The sequence below is a fragment of the Azonexus hydrophilus DSM 23864 genome, assembly GCF_000429605.1.
GTDB classification, from domain to species: Bacteria; Pseudomonadota; Gammaproteobacteria; order Burkholderiales; family Rhodocyclaceae; genus Azonexus; species Azonexus hydrophilus.
Genome location: NZ_KE386925.1, coordinates 376,739 through 398,021 on the forward strand (window position 1 = coordinate 376,739; position 21,283 = coordinate 398,021).

Genomic DNA, 21,283 nt, shown 5'->3' on the forward strand with positions numbered 1-21,283 from the left:
GCAGCTAAAAGCAAATGGCGAAGTAATCGCCAGCGCAGGCTGATAAAAAAAAGGGCACCTCACGGTGCCCTTTCTGCTTTTGCGTAATCGCCGAATTACTGCTGTTGCTGCTGTTCCTGCTGGGCAGCGCCCTCTTCCTCAGCAACTGCCTTCATCGACAGCTTGACGCGGCCGCGGTCGTCGGTTTCGAGAACCTTGACGCGTACAACCTGGCCTTCCTTGACGTAGTCTTCGACCTTGTTGACGCGCTCCTTGGCGATCTGCGAGATGTGCAGCAGGCCGTCCTTGCCCGGCAGGACCGAAACGATCGCACCGAAGTCGAGGATCTTGAGCACGGTGCCTTCGTAGATCTTGCCGATTTCGACTTCGGCGGTGATCGCATCGATCTTGGCACGCGCCAGGGCAGCAGCTTCGCCCGAGGTGGCGGCGATGGTGATCGTGCCGTCGTCCTGGATGTCGATGGTGGTGCCGGTTTCTTCGGTCAGCGCACGGATGACGGCGCCGCCCTTGCCGATCACGTCACGGATCTTTTCCGGATTGATCTTGAAGGTGTACAGACGCGGGGCGTAGGCCGACATCTCTTCACGCGGGCCGGCAGCGGCTTCCTGCATCAGGTTGAGGATGTGCAGACGGGCTTCCTGGGCTTGCGCCAAGGCAACCTGCATGATTTCCTTGGTGATGCCCTGGATCTTGATGTCCATCTGCAGCGCGGTGATGCCAGCGGTGGTACCGGCCACCTTGAAGTCCATGTCGCCGAGGTGATCTTCGTCGCCGAGGATGTCGGTGAGGACGGCAAAGCGGTTGCCTTCCTTGATCAGGCCCATGGCGATACCGGCGACGTGCGCCTTCAGGGGCACGCCGGCGTCCATCAGTGCCAGGCAGCCGCCGCAGACCGAAGCCATCGACGAGGAGCCGTTCGATTCAGTGATTTCGGAAACCACGCGCATCGAGTACGAGAAGTCTTCCGGCTTCGGCAGCACGGCCAGCAGAGCGCGCTTGGCCAGACGGCCGTGACCGATTTCACGACGCTTCGGCGTACCGACGCGACCGCATTCGCCGGTGGCGTACGGAGGCATGTTGTAGTGCAGCATGAAGCGGTCGCGGTATTCGCCGGACAGCGCGTCGATGATCTGCTCGTCGCGGTTGGTACCGAGCGTGGCCACAGCCAGCGCCTGGGTTTCACCACGGGTGAACAGGGCCGAACCGTGGGTGCGCGGCAGGACGCCGGAACGCATGGTGATCGGGCGCACGGTACGGGTATTGCGACCGTCGATACGCGGTTGACCGGAGAGGATGCGACCACGGACGATGCCGGCTTCGAGTTCGAAGAACAGGTTGCCGACGGTGTTGGCATCCGGTGCACCTTCTTCGCCGGTGCACAAGGTGGCAACGGCTTCGGCGGAGATTTCCTTGACACGCTGGCTGCGGGCCTGCTTGGAGGTGATGCTGTAGGCTTCTTCCAGCTTGGCACCGACCAGATCCTTCAGGCGGGCAACCAGGGCTTCGTCCTTGGCCGGCGCTTGCCAGTCCCATTCCGGCTTGCCGGCTTCCTCGACCAGTTCGTTGATGGCGTTGATCGCCTTCTGCATTTCGTTGTGGCCGAACACGACGGCGCCGAGCATGACTTCTTCCGACAGCTGATCGGCTTCGGATTCGACCATCAGCACGGCGGATTCGGTACCGGCAACGACCAGGTCAAGCTGGCTGTCCTTGAGCTGGGACAGCGTCGGGCAAAGCACGTACTGGCCGTTGATGTAACCGACGCGGGCAGCGCCGATCGGGCCGGCGAACGGGATACCGGAGATGGCCAGGGCGGCGGAAGCACCGATCATCGCCGGGATGTCGGAATCGACTTCCGGATTCAGCGAGATGACGGTGGCGACCACCTGGACTTCATTGTAGAAACCTTCCGGGAACAGCGGACGGATCGGACGGTCGATCAGGCGGCAGGTCAGGGTTTCCTTTTCCGAAGGACGGCCTTCGCGCTTGAAGAAGCCACCGGGGATACGGCCGGCAGCGTAAACTTTTTCCTGATAATCGACGGTCAGCGGGAAGAAATCCTGACCGGGCTTGGCATTCTTGGCACCGACAACGGTCACCAGGACGACGGTCTCTTCCATCGAGACGACAACAGCGCCGCCAGCCTGACGGGCGATTTCGCCGGTTTCCAGGGTGACCTGGTGTTCGCCGTAGGCGAAGGTCTTTTTCACGACATTAAACATTGACTTCCTTTCACTCTCATCACATTAAACAACGCAACAATAACAACGACTTAACTAACAACAAAGAACAATGAGACAACTAAAAACAAAAAAGCGGCCGGGAATTTTCCGGGCCGCTTTTCGTGGCTACGCCGTGCTGCTTACTTGCGCAGGCCCAGCTTGGTGATCAGCGTGCGATAACGCTCGACATCCTTGCCCTTCAGGTAGTCCAGCAGCTTGCGGCGCTGCGAGACGAGGTGCAGCAGGCCACGACGCGAGTGGTGATCCTTGCTGTGCTCCTTGAAGTGCGGCTGCAGGTCGTTGATGCGGGCGGTCAGCAGAGCGACCTGGACTTCCGGAGAACCGGTGTCGCCCTTGGACTGTGCGTATTCGGCGACGATGCTCGCCTTTTGTTCGGTGGTAACGGCCATTTCAAAACCCTCTTTCATTAAAACGACGCAGCCCCGGTTTGATAGAGCGAACGCCAATTGGAAAATTTTTCCCGACGGTTTCGGAAAGCGGCGGATTGTACCAGCTTACAGCGCCAGTTGCACCAGTCTTTTCGGCCACAGGCGCTGACCCGGCCCGGGCTCGCCGACGCCGATCAGCCGGTCCTCGGCATAGACCCGGATCTTGCCACTCAAGCCGTCCGGCAGATCGACCGGATTACCGTGGCTGAAGCGCTGTTCGGCTTCACCGCTGAGATCGACGCGGGGCAGGCTCTGCAGCAGCGCATCGACCGGACGCAGACAAGCGACGCGTGCGCCCTCCTCGATGCTGTCGATCTGCGCCAGCGTCATGGCACCATCGAGTACCAAGTCACCAACCCGGGTCCGCCGCAAGGCGGTCAGATGCGCGCCGCAACCCAGCGCGGCGCCAATGTCCTGAGCGAGTACGCGGATATAGGTCCCCTTGCTGCAACTAACCGACAGGCGCAGGCGGGTACCGGTAAATTCCAGCAGTTCGATGGCGTGAATGGTCACCGGCCGGGCCTCGCGGTCGACGGTGATGCCCTGCCGGGCAAGTTCGTAAAGCGGCCGGCCGTCGCGCTTCAGGGCCGAATGCATGGGCGGCACCTGCAGGATGTCGCCGGTGAATTGCGGCAGCACGCGGGCGATATCGGCGGGCGTGACATTGACCTCGGCAGTCGCCGTGACCACGCCTTCGGCGTCACCGGAATCGGTACTGACTCCGAGTTGGAGCTCGGCTTCGTAAGTCTTGTCGGCATCGAGCAGATCGGCGGAAAACTTGGTCGCCTCGCCAAAGCACAAGGGCAACAGGCCGGTGGCCAGCGGGTCGAGCGTACCGGTGTGCCCGCCTTTGGCGGCGGAGAACAGGCGCCGGGCCTTTTGCAGGGCGTCGTTGGAACTCATGCCCTGCGCCTTGTCGAGCAGCAATACGCCATCGACCTGCTTCCAGGTTTTCTTGACCCTCGGCTCCATGCTGGGCCTAGTCTTCCGGCGTCTGGTCGCTGAGCGCGTTGGCCTGCTGGATCAGTGCCGTCATGCTGGCACCGTATTCCAGGGAACTGTCGTAGATGAAATGCAGTTCCGGCAAAGTGTGAATATGGATACGCCGCCCCAGCTCACGCCGCAGGAAACCGGCGGCACGTTTCAAGCCCTGCTCGATCTCGGGCAGGTGCTCGGCGTTGAGCGTGGTAAAGAACACCTTGGCGTGCGCATAATCCGGCGTCAGTTCGACGGCGGTCAGACTGATCATGCCGACGCGCGGATCCTTCAGTTCGCTGCGGATCAGGTCGGCCAGATCGCGGCGCACCTGCTCCGCGACCCGGTCTCCCCGTTGAAAGCCTCTTGCCTGCTTCTTCATTACAGCGAGCGCGCCACTTCCTGGATTTCGTACACTTCGAGCTGATCGCCTTCCTGAATGTCGTTGTTACCACGCAGCGACAGACCGCATTCGAAGTTGGAACGCACTTCCTTGACGTCATCCTTGAAGCGCTTGAGCGAATCCAGCTCGCCGTCCCACTGAACCACATGGTTGCGCAGCAGGCGGACGCGCGAATTGCGCTTGACGATGCCTTCGAGCACGTAACAACCGGCAATGGCGCCGACCTTGGAGACGTGGAAGACCTGGCGGATTTCGACCATGCCGGTGATCTGCTCGCGCTTCTCCGGCGACAGCATGCCGGACAGTGCCGCCTTGACCTCGTCGACCGCGTCGTAGATCACGTTGTAGTAACGGATATCGACGCCGAAGTTCTCGGCCAGCTTGCGCGAACCGGCATCGGCACGGATGTTGAAGCCGATGATGACGGCACCCGAGGCTTGCGCCAGGTTGACGTCGGATTCGCTGATCGCACCGACCGCGCCGTGGATGATCTGGACGCGGACTTCCTCGTTGGACAGCTTGGACAGGGTCTGCACCAGGGCTTCCTGGGAACCTTGCACGTCGGCCTTGACGATCAACGGCAGGGTCTTGACCTGGCCTTCTTCCATCTGCTGGAACATGTTCTCCAGCTTGGCCGCCTGTTGCTTGGCCAGCTTGACGTCGCGGAACTTGCCTTGACGGAACAGGGCGATTTCGCGTGCCTTCTTTTCGTCGGCCAGCACGATGGCTTCTTCGCCAGCGGCCGGGACGTCCGACAGACCGAGGATTTCGACCGGAATCGACGGACCGGCTTCGTTGATCGGCTTGCCGTTCTCGTCGAGCATGGCACGGACACGACCGAAGACCTGACCGGCGAGCACGATGTCGCCGCGCTTGAGGGTGCCGGACTGAACCAGCATGGTGGCCACCGCGCCGCGCCCCTTGTCGAGACGGGCTTCGATGATCAGGCCCTTGGCCGGCGCTTCCTTCTGTGCGGTCAGTTCAAGCACTTCAGCCTGCAGCAGGATCTGTTCGAGCAGTTCGTCGATACCGATACCCTTCTTGGCCGACACCGGACAGAACGGCGAATCGCCACCGTACTCTTCCGGAATGACGCCTTCGGCAACCAGTTCCTGCTTGACGCGATCCGGATTGGAATCCGGCTTGTCGATCTTGTTCACCGCGACCACCAGCGGCACACCAGCCGCCTTGGCGTGGTGGATCGCTTCCTTGGTCTGCGGCATCACGCCATCGTCGGCAGCGACGACCAGAACGACGATGTCGGTCGCCTTGGCACCACGCGCACGCATCGCCGTGAAGGCTTCGTGACCCGGGGTGTCGAGGAAGGTGATCATGCCGCGATCGGTTTCGACGTGGTAGGCACCGATGTGCTGGGTAATGCCACCCGCTTCACCAGCCGCCACCTTGGCGCGACGGATGTAGTCGAGCAGCGAGGTCTTGCCGTGGTCGACGTGGCCCATGACGGTTACCACCGGGGCGCGCGGCACCAGCGGCACGTCCTTGTGCTCCGCGCTTTCCTCGAGGAAGGCATCGGGATCGTCGAGCTTGGCGGCAACCGCCTTGTGGCCCATTTCCTCGACGACGATCATCGCCGTCTCCTGGTCGAGCACCTGGTTGATGGTGACCATGGAACCCATCTTCATCATCGTCTTGATGACTTCGGTGGCCTTCACGGCCATCTTGTGGGCCAGGTCGGAAACGGAAATGGTTTCGGGGATATGTACTTCACGGGAAATCGGCTCGGTCGGCGCCTGGAAGCTACCCTGACCGTCGTCGGACTTGCCGTGCGATTTCTTGTGACCGTGGCGACCATCTTTCCAGCCGCTACCGACATCGGCGCCGCGGGTCTTGAGACCGCCCTTCTTCTTGCCATCATCGGCAGCACGGCCGCCCTTCTCGCCCTTCTTGGCAGCGCCCGGGGCATCCGGCTTCTTGTGCAGCGTACCCTTCTCGCCTTCACCGCTGCGCGCCTGGGCAGCAGCCTGCTGCTTGGCCTGCTCGGCAGCCTTGGCGGCAGCAGCGGCCGCTTCGGCCTGCTGGCGCATCGCAACCAGATTGGCTTCGCGAGCCTGTTTCTCCTTGAGCTCGCGCTCCTGGATTTCGCGCAGGCGATTGAAGCGCCGTGCTTCCTCTTCGCGGGCCTTGAGTTCCTTCTCGCCAATGATGCTGGCGCGGTCGATGGTGCGGCGAACCGGTGCGGCTTCGGTCGTTTCGACGGGGGCGGCTTCGACAACCGCAGGCGTTTCGGCGACTTCAGGTTCCGGCTCGGGCTCTGGTTCCGGCATCGGCTCGGGTTCCGGTTCGGGCTGAACTTCAACGACCGGCTCCGGAATGGCCTCGACCACCGGCTCGGGAATGGCTTCTGGCTGGACTTCCGCCAGTGCCTCGATCACTTCTGCCTCTTCCGAAGCTTCGGCTGCATCCGGATGCAGCTCATGGACATCGCGCTTGACCAGCACGCGCTTCTTGCGCACTTCGACCTGAACGGTACGGGCGCGACCATGGGAATCGGTGGCCTTGATCTCCGAGGTCTGTTTGCGCGTCAGGGTGATCTTGTTCTTGGGCTCGGCCTCGCCGTGCGAACGGCGCAGATAGTCGAGCAGGCTGGTTTTGTCCTGGTCGGTCAGCGTATCGCTGCCCCCGGACTTGCCGACACCGGCGCGGCCAAGCTGCTCGAGCAGCGACTCGACCGGCATTTTGAGTTCAACGGCAAATTGTGAAACGGTTGTTGCGGACATACTTACTACCTCCCTGCTCACTCGAACCAGTGAGCGCGTGCCTTGAGAATGATTTCCTTGGCACGCTCTTCTTCAATGCCGGTCATTTCCGTCAGTTCATCAACTGCCAGTTCGGCGAGATCATCGCGCGTCCTGACGTCATGTTCGGCGAGTTTTGCCGCCAGTTCCTTGGTCATGCCTTCCAGACCGATCAGGTCTTCGGCAACGTTTTCCAACTTTTCCTCGGTGGCGATGGCTTCCGTCAGGAGCACATTGCGCGCACGATTGCGCAGCTCGTTGACGATATCTTCATCCAGCCCGTCGATTTCCAGCATTTCGGCGAGCGGTACGTAGGCGACTTCTTCCAGCGTCGAGAAACCTTCCTCGATCAGCAGGTCGGCCAGTTCCTCGTCGATGTCCAGCTTTTCCATGAACATGACGCGGGTAACGGCGTATTCGGCTTCAGCCTTCTTGGCCGACTCGTCCTGGGTCATCAGGTTGATGGTCCAGCCGGTCAGCTCGGAGGCCAGACGGACGTTCTGACCGCTACGGCCGATGGCGATGGCCAGGTTGTCCTCGTCGACGACGACGTCCATGGCATGCTTTTCCTCGTCGACGACGATCGAGGTCACTTCGGCCGGCGACAGCGCGCCGATCACGAACTGCGCCGGATCGGCCGACCACAGGACGATGTCGATGTTCTCGCCGCCGATCTCGTTGCGCACGGCGGTAACGCGCGAGCCGCGCAAACCGACGCAGGTACCGATCGGATCGATACGCGGATCGTTCGACTTGACGGCAATCTTGGCACGCATACCGGGGTCACGGGCACAGGCCTTCAACTCCATCAGGCCGTCTTCGATTTCCGGGACTTCGAGTTCGAACAGCTTGATCACGAATTCGGGTGCGGTACGCGACAGGATGATCTGCGGGCCACGGGCACCGCGATCGATACGCAGCAGGTAGGCGCGAACGCGGTCGCCGATGCGCAGGTTCTCCTTGGGGATCATCTGGTCGCGCGGCAGCACGGCTTCGATCTTGCCGGCTTCGATGATCGCGTTGCCACGTTCCATGCGCTTGATCGTACCGAAAACGACGTGTTCCTTGCGATCCAGGAAGTCGGACAGGATCTGCTCGCGCTCGGCGTCGCGGATCTTCTGCAGAATGACCTGCTTGGCAGCCTGGGCGCCGATGCGGCCGAAGTCGATCGGCTCCAGCGGTTCTTCGAGGTAATCGCCGGGTTCGATTTCCGGATCGTCCTTGCAGGCTTCCGACATCGGAATCTGGTGGTATTCGTTGACGTACTCGCTGTCGGCAACGACCAGCCAGCGACGGAAGGTATCGTAACTACCGGTGGCACGGTCGATGACGACACGGACCTCGGCTTCGTCGTGGATACGCTTCTTGGTCGCAGATGCGAGCGCCAGTTCAAGGGCACCGAAGACGATTTCCTTGTTGACGTTCTTTTCGCGGGCCAATGCATCGACCAGCAGCAACAGTTCACGGCTCATGGGCTAAAACCTCCAGGTACTTCAGTCGAATTTCGGCACCAGACGTGCCTTTTCGATATTGTTGAATTCGAGTTCCACGTCTTCCTTGTCCAGGCGAAGACCGACCTTGCCGGCTTCACAGCCGAGCAGTTGCCCCTGGAAGTTGCGGCGGTTGTTGTGCGGAATGCGCAGCTTGATCTGGATGTCCTGACCGGCGAAACGCGCGAAATCAGCTTCCTTCTTGACGACACGATCCATACCGGGCGACGAGATTTCGAGGCGGTCGAAATCGATGTTTTCGACTTCGAACAGGCGCGTCAACTGGTTGGAAACCTTGGCGCAATCCTCGACGTCGACGCCCTTTTCTTTTTCCGGGGCATCGATGAAGACGCGGATGGTCCTGCCGCGCGGCGACATTTCGATGTCGACAAGTTCATAACCCAGACCGGTTACCGTCGTTTCAAGCAGCGAATTCAAATCCATAGGCACAAATAAAAAATGGGCGAAACGCCCACCTCAGAAAAATAAGATGCCCGCCAAAAACAGCGGGAGGAACAAACCCGTGAATTATAACGAGTTTATTCCTTCCTCACAATCGCCAGCACGTTGGCAAGACGCTCGATCAGGCCTGTTTCGGCTTTTCCGAGCGCGCCAGCTCACGCATCAGCAACTTGACTTCGGTCTCGTCGAGTTCGCGACAGCGACCGCGCTTGAGTTGCGGCGGCAGCGTGAACGGACCGTAGCGAACACGGATCAGGCGGCTGACGGTACAGCCGACAGCTTCGAACATGCGCCGGACTTCACGGTTGCGCCCTTCGAACAGGCTGACCCGGTACCACTTGTTGGCGCCCTCGCCGCCGGCATCGACCAGACTGGAGAAACTGGCCGGCCCGTCCTCAAGCTGGACGCCGTCGAGCAATTGCTGCTGGGCTTCCATGGTCAGTTCGCCGAGCACGCGGACGGCGTATTCACGAACCAGCTCCGAACTCGGGTGCATCAGCTTGTTGGCCAGTTCGCCGGAAGTGGTGAACAGCAACAGGCCCGAGGTATTGAAATCGAGACGGCCGACGTTGATCCAGCGACCGCCGCGCATGCGCGGCAGTGCGGCGAAGACCGACGGGCGGCCATCGGGATCGTCGCGCGAGACGATCTCGCCTTCCGGCTTGTGGTACATCAGCACGCGCGGCGGACGCGAACTGCTGCCGGTGAAACGGATGTTGATCAGGCGCCCGCCGATCTTGACCTTGTCGGTCGGAATCACCGACTGGCCAATGGTGGCGACGACGCCATTGACGCTGACCTTGCCGGCGGCGATCCACTCTTCCATCTCACGCCGCGAACCGACGCCGGCCTGGGCCAGGATCTTCTGCAGACGCTCGGGCTTGGCCGCCGCAAGCGGCCGCCCGTCACGCGCGATGGCGCCACGGTTGGCCCGCCCACCGGTGTTCGGTGCCGGCTTGCGCCGCGGTGCCGGTTTGGCTGACACCTCCTGCTGTTGATCGACTTCGCCAGGCGGCGCTTCGACGAATTCCCGGGGTGGTGGCGTGCTGCGACCGGCGCCGCGACGCGGGCGCTGGCCAACGGCGGCGGCCTCGACCGGGGCACGGAAAGGCGTGCGTTTATTGGTTTTCATGATTCAGCTCCAGTGTCTGGCTGATTTGTTCAAGCGGCGGCAGTTCGCTGACGCTGCGCAGGCCCAGATCATCGAGAAATTGCTTGGTCGTGGCAAACAGCGCCGGCCGACCGGGGGTGTCGCGGTGGCCGACGACGTCGATCCAGCCACGTTCTTCAAGGGTTTTGACGACATTCGAATTGACCGCGACGCCGCGGATTTCTTCGATGTCGCCACGGGTTACCGGTTGACGATAGGCGATGATGGCCAGGGTTTCCAGCACCGCACGGGAATAACGGGGCGGCTTTTCCGGATTCAGCCGCTCCAGGTAAGGCAGATATTCGGCCCGCGTACGGAAACGCCAGCCCGAGGCGAGCTGGATCAGTTCGGCCGGCCGCTCGGCCCAGTCTTCACGGATCTGGTCGAGCAACTTGCGCAGCGTATCGGAAGACAGTTCTTCGTCGAACATCTTCTTCATGTCGTGCGTGGACATCGGCTCGTGCGTCGCGAGCAATGCCGCCTCAAGAATCTTCTTGACCTGACTCGGTTCCATCTTCCTCTTCCATGACCGGTTCCGGCTCGCCGTCGCGCAGATTGACGTAAATCGGCGCAAAGGCTTCGGTCTGCGTGATGCGGATCAGCTTTTCGCGGCCCAGTTCGAGCATGGCAATGAAATGCACGACCAGTCCGGGCGGCCCCATGGCCGGATCGAACAGGGTCTCGAACTGGACGAAACCGCCCTTTTCCTGCAGATGGCGAAGAATGATGCCCATGTGTTCGCGCACCGACAACTCTTCGCGGCTGATCTTGTGGTTGCGTTTCAGCACCGCCTGGCGCACCACGTTCATCCAGGCTTCCTTGATGTCCTCGACCGAAACTTCCGGCTGCCGGATGAGCAGTGACTTCTCGACCAGAGTCTCGACCCAGAAGAACTCGCGCTCGGCCTGCGGCATTTCGTTGAGCTTCTGGCCGGCAAGCTTCATCTGCTCGTATTCCATCAGCCGACGAACCAGTTCGGCGCGCGGATCCTCGACCTCGCCATCGTCGCCAATCTTCGGCCGCGGCAGCAGCATGCGCGACTTGATCTCGATCAGCATCGCCGCCATCACCAGGTACTCGGCCGCCAGCTCCAGGTTCTGCGCCCGCATGTTCTCGATGTAGTCGAGATACTGGCGGGTCAGCGGCGCCATCGGAATATCGAGGATATCGACGTTGGCCTTGCGGATCAGGTAGAGCAGCAGGTCGAGCGGGCCTTCGAAGGCGTCGAGCATGATCGCCAGCGCATCCGGCGGGATGTACAGATCCTGCGGCATGGCCTCCATCGGCTCGCCGTAGATGCGCGCCACCGGCTCGAACAGCGGCGGCGGCAGATCGACCGCAAGATTCATGCGTCGACCGCCGGACGGCGGAAGCGGAACGACGCAGCGGACATCAGTGGTATTCCAGACCCATCGACTCGCGCACGTCGCGCATCGTCTCGCGTGCCAGTTCGCGCGCCTTCTCGCAACCGTCGGCAATGATGTTCTTGACCAGCACCGGATCGTCGAGATACAGCTGGGCACGCTCGCGCATCGGCGCCTGTTCCTTGAGGATGCCTTCGATCACCGGCTGCTTGCAGTCGATGCAGCCGATACCGGCAGTGCGGCAACCCTGCTCCAGCGTCGCCCGCGTGGCTTCGTCGGTATACACCTGGTGCAGTTGCCACACCGGGCAGCGTGCCGGATCGCCCGGATCGGTGCGGCGCACACGATTGGTGTCGGTCGGCATGCTCTTAACCTTCTTGGCGACCGAGTCTTCCGATTCGCGCATGGTGATGGTGTTGGCGTAGGACTTGGACATTTTCTGCCCGTCCAGGCCCGGCATGCGCGAAGCTTCGGTGAGCAATGCCCCGGGCTCGGCGAGGATCATTTTACCGGTCCCTTCGAGGTAGCCGAACAGGCGTTCGCGGTCGGCCACCGACAGGTGCTGGATTTCGTCGAGCACGGCATGCGCCTGTTCGAGCGCTTCGCGCTGACCTTCCTGCTGGTAGCGGGTGCGCAGTTCTTCATACAGGCGGGCGCGCTTGCTGCCGAGCTTCTTGACCGCCTCGCGGGCCTTGTCCTCGAATCCGGGTTCGCGGCCGTAGAGGTGGTTGAAGCGGCGGGCAATTTCGCGCGAGAACTCGATGTGCGGCACCTGGTCCTCGCCGACCGGCACCTTGTCGGCGCGGTAGATGAGGATATCGGCCGCCTGCAGCAGCGGGTAACCGAGGAAGCCGTAGGTCGACAGATCCTTGTTCGACAGCTTTTCCTGTTGATCCTTGTAGGTCGGCACGCGCTCCAGCCAGCCGAGCGGCGTCATCATCGACAGCAACAGGTGCAGTTCGGCATGCTCGGGCACGCGCGACTGGATGAACAGGGTCGCCTGGTTCGGGTCCACACCGGCCGCCAGCCAGTCGATAACCATGTCCCAGGTTGCCTTCTCGATGTTCTGGGGATTGTCGTACTGGGTCGTCAGGGCGTGCCAGTCGGCAACGAAGAACAGACAGGGATATTCCTGCTGCAGTTCAACCCAGTTCTTGAGGACGCCGTGGTAATGGCCGAGATGCAGCGCCCCGGTGGGACGCATGCCGGAAAGGACACGTTCTGCGTACATAGCTGTTTGTCGTTTAGTAAAGACCGAAAATTGTTTCGATGGCGCGCGCCGAGAAAAGCACCAGCGGGCTCATGATGTCGCTGAGGATACCGGTGAACAGCAGGACCAGCAAAATCGGGAAGCCCCACGGCTCGATGCGCGAGAACTGCCAGGCCAGGCGGTGCGGCAACAGGCTGACGGCGATGCGCCCGCCGTCAAGCGGCGGCAAGGGTAAAAGGTTGAGCACCATGAGCACGCAATTGATGACGATGCCGATCTTGCTCATCTCGGACAGCGGCACGGTGAAATCGGTGCTGGGCATTTCCCAGGCCAGCTTGAGCATGAAGGCCCAGCACAATGCCATGAACAGGTTGGCAGCCGGCCCGGCGGCAGCTACCCAGAGCATGTCGCGCTTGGGATTGCGCAGGCGGGTGAAATCGACCGGTACCGGCTTGGCGTAACCGAACAGGAAGCTGCCCGCCGAGAAGACGAGAATGGCGACCGGAATCAGGATGGTACCGATCGGATCGATGTGGCGCAGCGGATTCAGGCTGATCCGCCCCAGCTGCCAGGCGGTCGGATCGCCGAAATGGCGGGCCGCGTAACCGTGCGCCGCTTCGTGCAGGGTGATCGCGAAGATCACCGGCAATGCAGCGATGGCGATGGTCTGGATCAGGGCGTTGATGTCGAGCATGTTCAGTCGAATCCGAACGGGGCGAGCGGGCCGCGACCGGCGCGAACCAGTTCGGGCGCCGAACCGGTCAGGTCGATGACGGTGGTCGGTTCGATACCGCAGGTGCCGGCATCGAGGATTAGTTCAAGCTGGTCGTCGAGACGGTCGAGAATTTCCCAGCCCTCGGTCAGCGGACTGTCCTCACCCGGCAACTGCAGCGTCGTCGTCAGCAGGGGTTCCTGCAACTCTTCCAGCAAGGCCAGGGCGACCGGGTGATCCGGCACGCGCACACCGATGGTCTTGCGCTTGGGGTGCATGACCCGGCGCGGCAACTCCTTGCTGCCTTCGAGGATGAAGGTGTAGCTGCCCGGCGTTGCCGCCTTGAGCAAGCGGTACTGGGCGTTGTCGACACGCGCGAAATGGGCGATCTCGGAGAGGTCGCGAACCATCAGCGTGAGGTGGTGACGCTCGTCCATCTGGCGGATCAGGCGGATGCGGTCGAGCGCTTCCTTGTCACCCAGATGACAAGCCAGTGCGTAACAGGAGTCCGTCGGCAAGGCGACGATGGCGCCCTTGCGGATGAAGTCGGCCGCCTGGGCAAGCAGGCGCTGCTGCGGGGAATCGGGATGGATATTGACGACGCGGGCCATGGTTTCAATCGATCAGGCGCCAGACCGGCTTGAGGTCCGGCGGCAGCGGTGCCGCCCGACCGAGGTCGACGTAACTCTCGTCCGGCCCGTGAAAATCCGAGCCGCGCGAGGCATGAAAAGCGTAATGGCGTGCCAGCCGGGCAAAATGCAGCAGGTGGTCGGGCGAATGGCTGCCACTGGCCACCTCGATCGCCTGCCCGCCCAGATCCTTGAACTCGTCGAGGAACTTGCGCATGTCACCACCGGACATTCTGTAGCGCCCGGGATGGGCCACCACGGCGACACCGCCGGCCGCGTGAATCCAGCCCAGCGCATCGGCCAGGGAAGCCCAACGGTGGTCGACATAGCCAGGCTTGCCGGGTGCCAGGTAATACTGGAACACCCCGGAAATATCCCGGGCGATGCCGATGGAGACGAGATAGCGGGCAAAATGGGCGCGCGAAATCAGGTTCGGATTGGTCACGTAGCCCATGGCCCCTTCGAAGACGCCATGAATGCCGATGGCGTCAAGCGCCTCGCCCATCCGCCGGGCGCGCTCGAGACGACCGCTGCGCAGCGCTTCGAGGCCGCCGACCAGCACCGGATTGGCCGGATCGAAGCCGAGACCGACGATATGGATCGGCGTTTCCCGCCACTCGATGGAAATCTCCACCCCGGGAACGAAGCGCATCCCTGCTTCTGCCGCGGCTTCCGCCGCTGGCGCCAAGCCGCCGATATCGTCGTGATCGGTCAAGGCCCAGAAATCGACACCGTTATCCGCCGCCCGGCGCGCCACCACCGCCGGCGGCAACAAACCGTCGGACACGGACGAATGGCAATGAAAATCGAAATTGGCTGGGTTCACGGATGGCAAGACACGGGCAAACGCGGAGTTTAGCACGAAGGCCGCCCCTCACCGAGACGCCTTGTGCGGCGCAACATATTGATTGGACAGCCACGACCGGATATAGTGCGAGCCATCCTGTGGGAGAGCGCAGATCCGTCTGCCGCCGAAGGCGCAATTTCACCCGAAAACGCTCAGGCAAAAGGACCACAAGATGAGGCCAGGCGGCATGCGCATTGGCTGCGAGACACGAAGACAAGCCGAAGACAGTGCGAATAGCACGACGAGGCGCAGTCGACACCGTATCGCTGGCAATGCGCATGTCGCCCCCTGAAACTCTGGAGAGCGGCGTAGACAGCGCCCACCGATGGGGCAAATCTCTCAGGTATCGAGGACAGAGGGGTGAAACGCAAAACGCGAGTTTTACGTTTCACCCCTTTTCTGTTTCCAGAATCGACGTTAACAAACGTCAGTAAAGGATTGATATGCTGAAGCAAACGGTCTTGAATGCCGCCCATCGCGCACTTGGCGCCCGAATGGTCGATTTCGGCGGCTGGGACATGCCGGTCAACTACGGTTCGCAGATCGAGGAGCACCACGCGGTGCGCAAGGATTGCGGCATGTTCGACGTCTCGCACATGTGCCCGGTCGATCTGGTCGGCGCCGATTGCCGCCCCTTCCTCTCGCGCCTGGTCGCCAACGACGTCGCCAAGCTGACCGTTTCCGGCAAGGCGCTCTACGCCGCCATGCTCAACGAGGCCGGCGGCGTCATCGATGACCTGATCATCTATTTCCTCACCGACACCAAGTTCCGCCTGGTGGTCAATGCCGGCACCGCCGACAAGGATCTGGCCTGGATGCAGGCCAAGGCCGCCGAATGGAAGATGGACGTCAGCATCACCCAGCGCCGCGACGGCGCCGACAATCTCGGCATCATCGCCGTCCAGGGCCCGAACGCCCGCGCCAAGGTGTGGCAGGTGCTGCCGCAAGTGAAGGCCGCGAGCGAAGGCCTGAAACCCTTCTTCGCCGCCGAAGTCGATCAGTATTTCATCGCCAGCACCGGTTACACCGGCGAAGACGGCTACGAGATCATGCTCCCGGCCAGCGAAGCCGAAGCCGTGTGGAACGCGCTCAAGGTAGCCGGCGTCGCGCCTTGCGGCCTGGGCGCCCGCGACACGCTGCGCCTGGAAGCCGGCATGAATCTCTACGGCCAGGATATGGACGAGACGGTTTCCCCGCTCGACGCCGGCTTGGCCTGGACCGTCGCCATGAAGGACGAGCGCGATTTCGTCGGCCGTGCCGCACTGGCCGCCAACGGCCAGCAGAAACAGTTCCTTGGCCTGATCCTGCTCGACAAGGGCGTGCTGCGCGGCCATCAGAAAGTCGTCACCGCCCACGGCGACGGCGAGATCACCTCCGGCAGCTTCTCGCCGACGCTGCAGCAATCCATCGCCCTCGCCCGCCTGCCACTCGGCGTCGCCATCGGCGATCAAGTCGAGGTCGACATTCGCGGCAAACTGCTCAAGGCCAAGGTCACCAAACCCGTATTCGCCCGCAACGGCAAAGCTGTCATCTAATTCACCCCACTCAGGAGAAAACCATGTCCAACGTCCCGTCCAACCTCAAGTACGCCGCCTCCCACGAGTGGGTCCTGAAGAACGCCGATGGCACCGTCACCGTCGGCATTTCCGACCACGCGCAGGAAGCCCTGGGTGATCTGGTCTTCGTCGAGCTGCCGGAAGTCGGCGCCCATTACGATGCCGAGAAGGAAATCGCCGTGGTCGAGTCTGTCAAGGCCGCCGCCGACGTGTACGCGCCGATCGCCGGCACCGTCACCGAAGTCAACCAGGCCGCCGTCGATGCGCCGGAGTCGGTCAATGCCGACGCCTACGCTGCCTGGCTGTTCAAGATGACCCCGGACAACCTCGCCGATGTCGACGCCCTGCTCGACGCCGCCGCCTACCAGGCTGTCGCCGACGCCGCCTGATTCCGGCCCGCCGTTTTTCCTCCACCAGCCCGGTCGACCGTAACCGGCCGGGCTGTTCCGCTGCATAGCCCCCGCGAGAACCCACCCCCATGAAGACCCTGCCCTTGAGCGCCCTGGAGCAGCACGACGAGTTCATCGACCGTCACATCGGCCCCTGCACCACTGAAATGACCGAGATGCTGGCCACCATCGGTGCCGCCAGCCTCGACCAGCTGATCGACCAGACCGTCCCGGCCGCCATCCGCCTGCCGGCTGACCTGCCGCTGCCGGCCCCGCGCCGCGAACACGAGGCACTCGCCGACCTGAAGGCGATCGCCAGCAAGAACGTGATCCAGAAGTCGTGCATCGGCATGGGCTACTACGACACGCTGACGCCCAAGGTGATCCTGCGCAACGTCATGGAAAACCCCGGCTGGTACACCGCCTACACGCCCTACCAGGCCGAAATCGCCCAGGGCCGCCTGGAAGCGCTGATGAACTTCCAGCAGATGGTCGTCGACCTGACCGGGCTGGAAATCGCCAACGCCTCGCTGCTCGACGAAGCCACCGCCGCCGCCGAAGCCATGACGATGGCCCGCCGCGTTTCCAAGTCGAAGTCGAACCGCTTCCTGGTCGACGCCGCCTGCTTCCCGCAGACCATCGACGTGGTCAAGACGCGCGCCGCCTACTTCGGCTTCGAACTGGTGATCGCTGCGGTCGACACGGTAAAAGACGAAGAATTCTTCGGCGCCCTGCTCCAGTACCCGAACGACAACGGTGAAGTGCGCGACCTCAGCGCGATCATCGCCGGCCTCAAGGCACGCGGCACCACGGTCGCCGTCGCCGCCGACCTGATGGCGCTGGTGCTGCTCAAGTCGCCGGGCGCCATGGGCGCCGACATCGCCCTCGGTTCGAGCCAGCGCTTCGGTATCCCGATGGGCTTCGGTGGCCCGCACGCCGCCTTCTTCGCCACCCGCGAAGCCTTCGTCCGCTCGATGCCGGGCCGCATCATCGGCGTTTCCAAGGACGCACGCGGCAAGACTGCCTACCGCATGACGCTGCAGACGCGCGAACAGCACATCCGCCGCGAGAAGGCCAATTCCAACATCTGCACCTCGCAGGTACTGCTCGCCAACATGGCCGGCATGTACGCCGTTTACCACGGCCCGCAAGGCCTGAAGACGATCGCCACGCGCATCCACCGGCTGACCGCGATCCTCGCCGAAGGCCTCAAGCGCGCCGGCGTCAAGCTGCTCACCGGGCAGTTCTTCGACACCGTCCATATCGACCTCGGCGCCCGCGCCGAGAGCATCCATCAGGCGGCTGTCGCCGCCGGCTACAACCTGCGCCGCGTCTCGGCCGGCGTCCTCGGCGTCTCCTTCGACGAAACGACGACGCGCAACGATGTTGCCGAACTGTTCAAGCTGATCACCCAGGTCACGCTCGACATGGAAACCTTCGACGCTCAGCTCGCCGCCGCCGACCCGGCGCTGCCGGCCGCCCTGCTGCGCGATGACGCGATCCTCGCGCACCCGGTGTTCAACACGCACCACACCGAGCACGAGATGCTGCGCTACCTGAAGTCGCTGCAGAACAAGGACCTGGCGCTCGACCATTCGATGATCTCGCTCGGCTCGTGCACGATGAAGCTGAACGCGACCAGCGAAATGATCCCGGTCACCTGGCCGGAATTCGGCGGCATCCACCCGTTCGCCCCGCGCGAGCAAGTCGCCGGCTACCACGAGATGATCGCCGGCCTGACCGAATGGCTGAAGACGGTGACCGGCTTCGACGCCATCTGCATGCAGCCGAACTCCGGCGCCCAGGGCGAATACGCCGGCCTGGTGGCGATTGCCCGCTACCACGCCAGCCGTGGCGAAGCGCACCGCAAGGTCTGCCTGATCCCGAAATCGGCGCACGGCACCAACCCGGCCACCGCCCAGATGTGCAACATGCAGGTCGTCGTCGTCGATTGCGACGACAACGGCAACGTCGATGTCGCCGACCTCAAGGCCAAGGCTGAGGAACACAAGGACGACCTGGCCTGCCTGATGATCACCTACCCATCGACGCACGGCGTGTTCGAGGAAGCGGTTCGCGAGATCTGCGCCATCGTCCATGCCAACGGCGGCCAGGTATACATGGACGGCGCCAACCTCAACGCCCAGGTCGGCCTGACCTCGCCCGGCTTCATCGGCGCCGACGTCAGCCACATGAACCTGCACAAGACCTTCGCCATCCCGCACGGCGGCGGCGGACCGGGCATGGGCCCGATCGGCCTGAAGGCCCACCTCGCACCGTTCATGGCCAACCACGCGGTCGCCGCCATCGACGGTCCGCACGGCGGCCAGGGCGCGGTCTCGGCGGCGCCCTTCGGTTCGGCGTCGATCCTGACCATTTCTTGGATGTACCTGGCGATGCTCGGCGGCGCCGGCGTCAAGAAGGCGACCCAGGTCGCCATCCTCAACGCCAACTACATCGCCACCAAGCTCAAGGACCACTACCCGGTGCTCTACGTCGGCAAGAACGGCCGCGTCGCGCACGAGTGCATCCTCGACATCCGCCCGATCAAGGCCGCCACCGGCATCGCCGAGATCGACATCGCCAAGCGCCTGATGGACTACGGTTTCCACGCACCGACGGTGTCCTTCCCGGTCGCCGGCACGATCATGGTCGAGCCGACGGAATCGGAATCGAAGGCTGAACTGGACCGCTTCATCGAAGCCATGGTCAGCATCCGCGAAGAAATCCGCCAGATCGAGAACGGCGTGTGGACGGCCGACAACAATCCGTTGAAGAACGCCCCGCACTCCCAGGCCGACGTCATCGACGCCGACTGGCTGCATCCGTACAGCCGCCAGCAAGCCGTCTTCCCGCTGCCCTGGGTGGCCGCCAACAAGTTCTGGCCGAGCGTCAACCGCATCGACGATGTGTATGGCGACCGCAACCTGAACTGTGCCTGTCCGCCGCTTTCGGCCTACGAGGACTGATGGTCGATTTCTCGGCAATCGCCAGATGGCCCAACGTCCCCGACTGTTTCGAGTGGCTTTCGCTCGACCGGCGCGGGGACTGGCGATTGCAGGGAGAACGGGTGACGCACCACGGCCTGGTCGAGTTCATGAACCGGCAGTATGGTTCGGACGAGGCCGGCCGCTGGTTCGTCCAGAACGGCCCGCAGCGGGTCTATGTCGATCTTGCCTGCACACCGTGGGTTTTTCGCCGCGACGGTGAAGGTTTCGTCAGCCACACCGGGGCGTCGGCCGGCGAAGTTCGCGCTGTGCTGCTCGACGACGAAGGCAGCTTCCTGATCGAAGCCGAACTCGGTATCGGTCTGCTTGACGACCGCGACCTGGCCGCCTGTCTGGCCGAATGCTCACCTGACGACGAAACCAGCCTGCTCGCTTTCCTGCGTGATGCTGCTCCGCCGGTACGCTGGCGCGACCTGCCACTCACACGCATTGCTGCGGCCGAACTGGCCGCGCGCTACCGTTTCGTCGCTCAGCCGCGCGGCTGAAGCCGGCTCAAGGCTCCTCGCCTTCGTCGTTGGCCTGCAACCACCACAGCAAATCTTCTCCTTGCAGCGGGGTCGGGATCATCTGGTTGCGTTTCCAGCGAAATACCGGGCCGTAGGGCACGTAGCGTGCCATCACCTGGCCTTGCCGGGTGACGCCGAAAAACGGCCAGCCCGATCGGATGGCCTGGCGGATCTGTTCATGGGTCATCTTGTTGTCCTCCCGCAGTCTCGACTGCAGTATCCCGCACGCCCGGGCAGCGGGCAAGCCTTCAGCGGCCGAGCAAGGCACCGATCAGGTTCGAGATCAGCCGGGCGGTACTTCCATGGCGGTCACGGTCCGGGTTGTACTCGACGATTTCCATCGCCCGCAAACCAGGCTGGGTGGCAATCCAGTGCAAGGCAGTCTGGACATCGCTGGCCATCAGCCCATCGGGTTCGGGGCTACCGACACCGGGCGCCAGTCGCGGATCGATGGCATCGAGGTCAAGGGTCACGCCAAAGCCCGCCGGCGCGCCCCTGACGAGCGCCACGGCCTCGTCGAGACAGGCGGCGAAGCCGCGCGATTCGATTGCTTCGGCCATGATCACGCGCACCCCGGCGCGTGCCAGGAAATCGAATTCTTCGGGTTCGTAACTGCGGGCGCCGAGCACGACGGTATGCGCCGGACTGAGCTGCGCGCCCTTGAGGCCAAGGCCAAGCAGACGCTTGTCTCCCTGACCGAGCAGGCAGGCCAGCGGCATGCCGTGAATTGCGCCCGAATAAGTGCTTTCCGGGGTATGACTGTCGAGGTGGGCATCGATCCAGAGCAGGCCGAGCGGTGCGCCGAGTGCCGCAGCGACGCCGCTCCAGGTGCCGATGGCGACCGAATGATCGCCGCCGATGACCAGCGGGAAATTCCCCGCCTTCAGGGTCTGGGCAACCTCGTCGGCGAGCTGCCGGCAAAGTGCCGCGATCCGCTGCACCGGAGCCTGCCCGCCGGCCGGAGGCGGTGCATACAGCGTCCGCCCCCAGTCGAGTTGCGGATGCCTGGCCAGTTCGTGCCAGGCCTGGGAGTGGTGAAATGCAACGGGCCCATCGGCACAGGCCCGATCCTGGGCACCCAGTCCGCTGGCGGCACCGATGATGCGGATGCCGCCCGGACCTTGGTGCCGATCAGCGTTCATGGGATGAAAGCCG

General features: G+C 63.0%; 20 protein-coding genes and 2 riboswitches. Of the genes, 4 read left to right on the forward strand and 16 right to left on the reverse strand.

What is annotated here, in order from left to right:
- Positions 1 to 95: 95 nt before the first annotated feature.
- The 14 genes from pnp to G471_RS0113215 form a co-directional block, all read right to left on the reverse strand.
- Positions 96 to 2,222 carry a polyribonucleotide nucleotidyltransferase gene (pnp, locus tag G471_RS0113150; protein WP_028995749.1) on the reverse strand — a complete coding sequence of 709 codons (2,127 nt, stop codon included), beginning with the start codon at positions 2,220 to 2,222 and terminating at the stop codon, positions 96 to 98.
- Positions 2,223 to 2,362: 140 nt separating this feature from the next.
- Positions 2,363 to 2,632: a 30S ribosomal protein S15 gene (rpsO, locus tag G471_RS0113155; RefSeq protein ID WP_028995750.1), complete on the reverse strand. Its 270-nt coding sequence runs from the start codon at positions 2,630 to 2,632 to the stop codon at positions 2,363 to 2,365.
- A 105-nt stretch (positions 2,633 to 2,737) separates the two neighbouring features.
- Positions 2,738 to 3,643 carry a tRNA pseudouridine(55) synthase TruB gene (truB, locus tag G471_RS0113160; RefSeq protein ID WP_028995751.1) on the reverse strand — a complete coding sequence of 302 codons (906 nt, stop codon included), beginning with the start codon at positions 3,641 to 3,643 and terminating at the stop codon, positions 2,738 to 2,740.
- Positions 3,644 to 3,650: 7 nt separating this feature from the next.
- Positions 3,651 to 4,028 (reverse strand): 30S ribosome-binding factor RbfA, encoded by a 378-nt coding sequence (rbfA, locus tag G471_RS0113165; protein ID WP_028995752.1) that lies wholly within the window; start codon positions 4,026 to 4,028, stop codon positions 3,651 to 3,653.
- Positions 4,028 to 6,787, reverse strand: a complete 2,760-nt coding sequence (gene infB / locus G471_RS0113170; RefSeq protein WP_028995753.1) for a translation initiation factor IF-2 — start codon at positions 6,785 to 6,787, stop codon at positions 4,028 to 4,030. Before infB ends, rbfA begins: the two co-directional genes overlap by 1 nt.
- A 17-nt stretch (positions 6,788 to 6,804) precedes the next feature.
- Positions 6,805 to 8,277, reverse strand: a complete 1,473-nt coding sequence (gene nusA / locus G471_RS0113175; RefSeq protein WP_028995754.1) for a transcription termination factor NusA — start codon at positions 8,275 to 8,277, stop codon at positions 6,805 to 6,807.
- 21 nt (positions 8,278 to 8,298) lie between these two features.
- Complete coding sequence (gene rimP / locus G471_RS0113180) at positions 8,299 to 8,739, reverse strand: ribosome maturation factor RimP (protein ID WP_028995755.1); 441 nt, start codon at positions 8,737 to 8,739, stop codon at positions 8,299 to 8,301.
- Between the two features lie 139 nt (positions 8,740 to 8,878).
- A complete protein-coding gene (gene rluB, locus G471_RS17675; RefSeq protein WP_043421619.1) occupies positions 8,879 to 9,889 on the reverse strand; it encodes a 23S rRNA pseudouridine(2605) synthase RluB in 1,011 nt (336 codons plus the stop codon).
- Positions 9,876 to 10,421 carry an SMC-Scp complex subunit ScpB gene (gene scpB / locus G471_RS0113190; protein WP_028995756.1) on the reverse strand — a complete coding sequence of 182 codons (546 nt, stop codon included), beginning with the start codon at positions 10,419 to 10,421 and terminating at the stop codon, positions 9,876 to 9,878. The genes rluB and scpB overlap by 14 nt, the downstream gene beginning before the upstream one ends.
- Entirely contained in the window at positions 10,390 to 11,256 is an 867-nt protein-coding gene (locus tag G471_RS17680; protein WP_051295483.1) for a segregation and condensation protein A, read from the reverse strand. The genes scpB and G471_RS17680 overlap by 32 nt, the downstream gene beginning before the upstream one ends.
- A 43-nt stretch (positions 11,257 to 11,299) precedes the next feature.
- A complete protein-coding gene (locus G471_RS0113200) occupies positions 11,300 to 12,502 on the reverse strand; it encodes a tryptophan--tRNA ligase (RefSeq protein WP_028995757.1) in 1,203 nt (400 codons plus the stop codon).
- Between the two features lie 13 nt (positions 12,503 to 12,515).
- Complete coding sequence (locus G471_RS0113205) at positions 12,516 to 13,166, reverse strand: site-2 protease family protein (protein ID WP_028995758.1); 651 nt, start codon at positions 13,164 to 13,166, stop codon at positions 12,516 to 12,518.
- An 11-nt stretch (positions 13,167 to 13,177) separates the two neighbouring features.
- Positions 13,178 to 13,804, reverse strand: coding sequence for an L-threonylcarbamoyladenylate synthase (locus G471_RS0113210; protein ID WP_028995759.1), 627 nt, complete (start codon positions 13,802 to 13,804; stop codon positions 13,178 to 13,180).
- Between the two features lie 4 nt (positions 13,805 to 13,808).
- The gene (locus G471_RS0113215; RefSeq protein ID WP_342664011.1) at positions 13,809 to 14,684 is read right to left on the reverse strand and encodes a 3',5'-nucleoside bisphosphate phosphatase; all 876 of its coding nucleotides are present in this window, start codon (positions 14,682 to 14,684) and stop codon (positions 13,809 to 13,811) included.
- Between the two features lie 74 nt (positions 14,685 to 14,758).
- Positions 14,759 to 14,847: riboswitch (glycine riboswitch) on the forward strand.
- A 108-nt stretch (positions 14,848 to 14,955) separates the two neighbouring features.
- Positions 14,956 to 15,035: riboswitch (glycine riboswitch) on the forward strand.
- A gap of 77 nt (positions 15,036 to 15,112) precedes the next feature.
- Here G471_RS0113215 and gcvT point away from each other — a divergent pair.
- The 4 genes from gcvT (at position 15,113) to G471_RS0113235 (ending at position 20,107) form a co-directional block, all read left to right on the forward strand.
- Positions 15,113 to 16,204 carry a glycine cleavage system aminomethyltransferase GcvT gene (gcvT, locus tag G471_RS0113220; RefSeq protein WP_028995761.1) on the forward strand — a complete coding sequence of 364 codons (1,092 nt, stop codon included), beginning with the start codon at positions 15,113 to 15,115 and terminating at the stop codon, positions 16,202 to 16,204.
- Positions 16,205 to 16,227: 23 nt separating this feature from the next.
- On the forward strand, positions 16,228 to 16,614 hold the full coding sequence (gene gcvH / locus G471_RS0113225; protein WP_028995762.1) for a glycine cleavage system protein GcvH: 387 nt from the start codon (positions 16,228 to 16,230) through the stop codon (positions 16,612 to 16,614).
- An 89-nt stretch (positions 16,615 to 16,703) separates the two neighbouring features.
- Positions 16,704 to 19,583 (forward strand): aminomethyl-transferring glycine dehydrogenase, encoded by a 2,880-nt coding sequence (gene gcvP, locus G471_RS0113230; RefSeq protein WP_028995763.1) that lies wholly within the window; start codon positions 16,704 to 16,706, stop codon positions 19,581 to 19,583.
- On the forward strand, positions 19,583 to 20,107 hold the full coding sequence (locus tag G471_RS0113235; RefSeq protein ID WP_043421625.1) for a DUF2946 family protein: 525 nt from the start codon (positions 19,583 to 19,585) through the stop codon (positions 20,105 to 20,107). Before gcvP ends, G471_RS0113235 begins: the two co-directional genes overlap by 1 nt.
- Positions 20,108 to 20,114: 7 nt before the next feature.
- On the opposite strand, the gene G471_RS0113240 is transcribed toward G471_RS0113235, so the two are convergent.
- On the reverse strand, positions 20,115 to 20,315 hold the full coding sequence (locus G471_RS0113240) for a hypothetical protein (RefSeq protein WP_028995765.1): 201 nt from the start codon (positions 20,313 to 20,315) through the stop codon (positions 20,115 to 20,117).
- Positions 20,316 to 20,376: 61 nt separating this feature from the next.
- Positions 20,377 to 21,270 carry an arginase gene (locus G471_RS0113245; RefSeq protein ID WP_028995766.1) on the reverse strand — a complete coding sequence of 298 codons (894 nt, stop codon included), beginning with the start codon at positions 21,268 to 21,270 and terminating at the stop codon, positions 20,377 to 20,379.
- Between the last annotated feature and the right edge of the window lie 13 nt (positions 21,271 to 21,283).

What these genes read in the sequence shown, in the direction of transcription:
- pnp (WP_028995749.1), bottom strand. Translation starts at nt 2,222, where the DNA reads ATGTTTAATGTCGTGAAAAAGACCTTCGCCTACGGCGAACACCAGGTC.
- rpsO (WP_028995750.1), bottom strand. Translation starts at nt 2,632, where the DNA reads ATGGCCGTTACCACCGAACAAAAGGCGAGCATCGTCGCCGAATACGCA.
- truB (WP_028995751.1), bottom strand. Translation starts at nt 3,643, where the DNA reads ATGGAGCCGAGGGTCAAGAAAACCTGGAAGCAGGTCGATGGCGTATTG.
- rbfA (WP_028995752.1), bottom strand. Translation starts at nt 4,028, where the DNA reads ATGAAGAAGCAGGCAAGAGGCTTTCAACGGGGAGACCGGGTCGCGGAG.
- infB (WP_028995753.1), bottom strand. Translation starts at nt 6,787, where the DNA reads ATGTCCGCAACAACCGTTTCACAATTTGCCGTTGAACTCAAAATGCCG.
- nusA (WP_028995754.1), bottom strand. Translation starts at nt 8,277, where the DNA reads ATGAGCCGTGAACTGTTGCTGCTGGTCGATGCATTGGCCCGCGAAAAG.
- rimP (WP_028995755.1), bottom strand. Translation starts at nt 8,739, where the DNA reads ATGGATTTGAATTCGCTGCTTGAAACGACGGTAACCGGTCTGGGTTAT.
- rluB (WP_043421619.1), bottom strand. Translation starts at nt 9,889, where the DNA reads ATGAAAACCAATAAACGCACGCCTTTCCGTGCCCCGGTCGAGGCCGCC.
- scpB (WP_028995756.1), bottom strand. Translation starts at nt 10,421, where the DNA reads ATGGAACCGAGTCAGGTCAAGAAGATTCTTGAGGCGGCATTGCTCGCG.
- G471_RS17680 (WP_051295483.1), bottom strand. Translation starts at nt 11,256, where the DNA reads ATGAATCTTGCGGTCGATCTGCCGCCGCCGCTGTTCGAGCCGGTGGCG.
- G471_RS0113200 (WP_028995757.1), bottom strand. Translation starts at nt 12,502, where the DNA reads ATGTACGCAGAACGTGTCCTTTCCGGCATGCGTCCCACCGGGGCGCTG.
- G471_RS0113210 (WP_028995759.1), bottom strand. Translation starts at nt 13,804, where the DNA reads ATGGCCCGCGTCGTCAATATCCATCCCGATTCCCCGCAGCAGCGCCTG.
- gcvT (WP_028995761.1), top strand. Translation starts at nt 15,113, where the DNA reads ATGCTGAAGCAAACGGTCTTGAATGCCGCCCATCGCGCACTTGGCGCC.
- gcvH (WP_028995762.1), top strand. Translation starts at nt 16,228, where the DNA reads ATGTCCAACGTCCCGTCCAACCTCAAGTACGCCGCCTCCCACGAGTGG.
- gcvP (WP_028995763.1), top strand. Translation starts at nt 16,704, where the DNA reads ATGAAGACCCTGCCCTTGAGCGCCCTGGAGCAGCACGACGAGTTCATC.
- G471_RS0113235 (WP_043421625.1), top strand. Translation starts at nt 19,583, where the DNA reads ATGGTCGATTTCTCGGCAATCGCCAGATGGCCCAACGTCCCCGACTGT.
- G471_RS0113240 (WP_028995765.1), bottom strand. Translation starts at nt 20,315, where the DNA reads ATGACCCATGAACAGATCCGCCAGGCCATCCGATCGGGCTGGCCGTTT.
- G471_RS0113245 (WP_028995766.1), bottom strand. Translation starts at nt 21,270, where the DNA reads ATGAACGCTGATCGGCACCAAGGTCCGGGCGGCATCCGCATCATCGGT.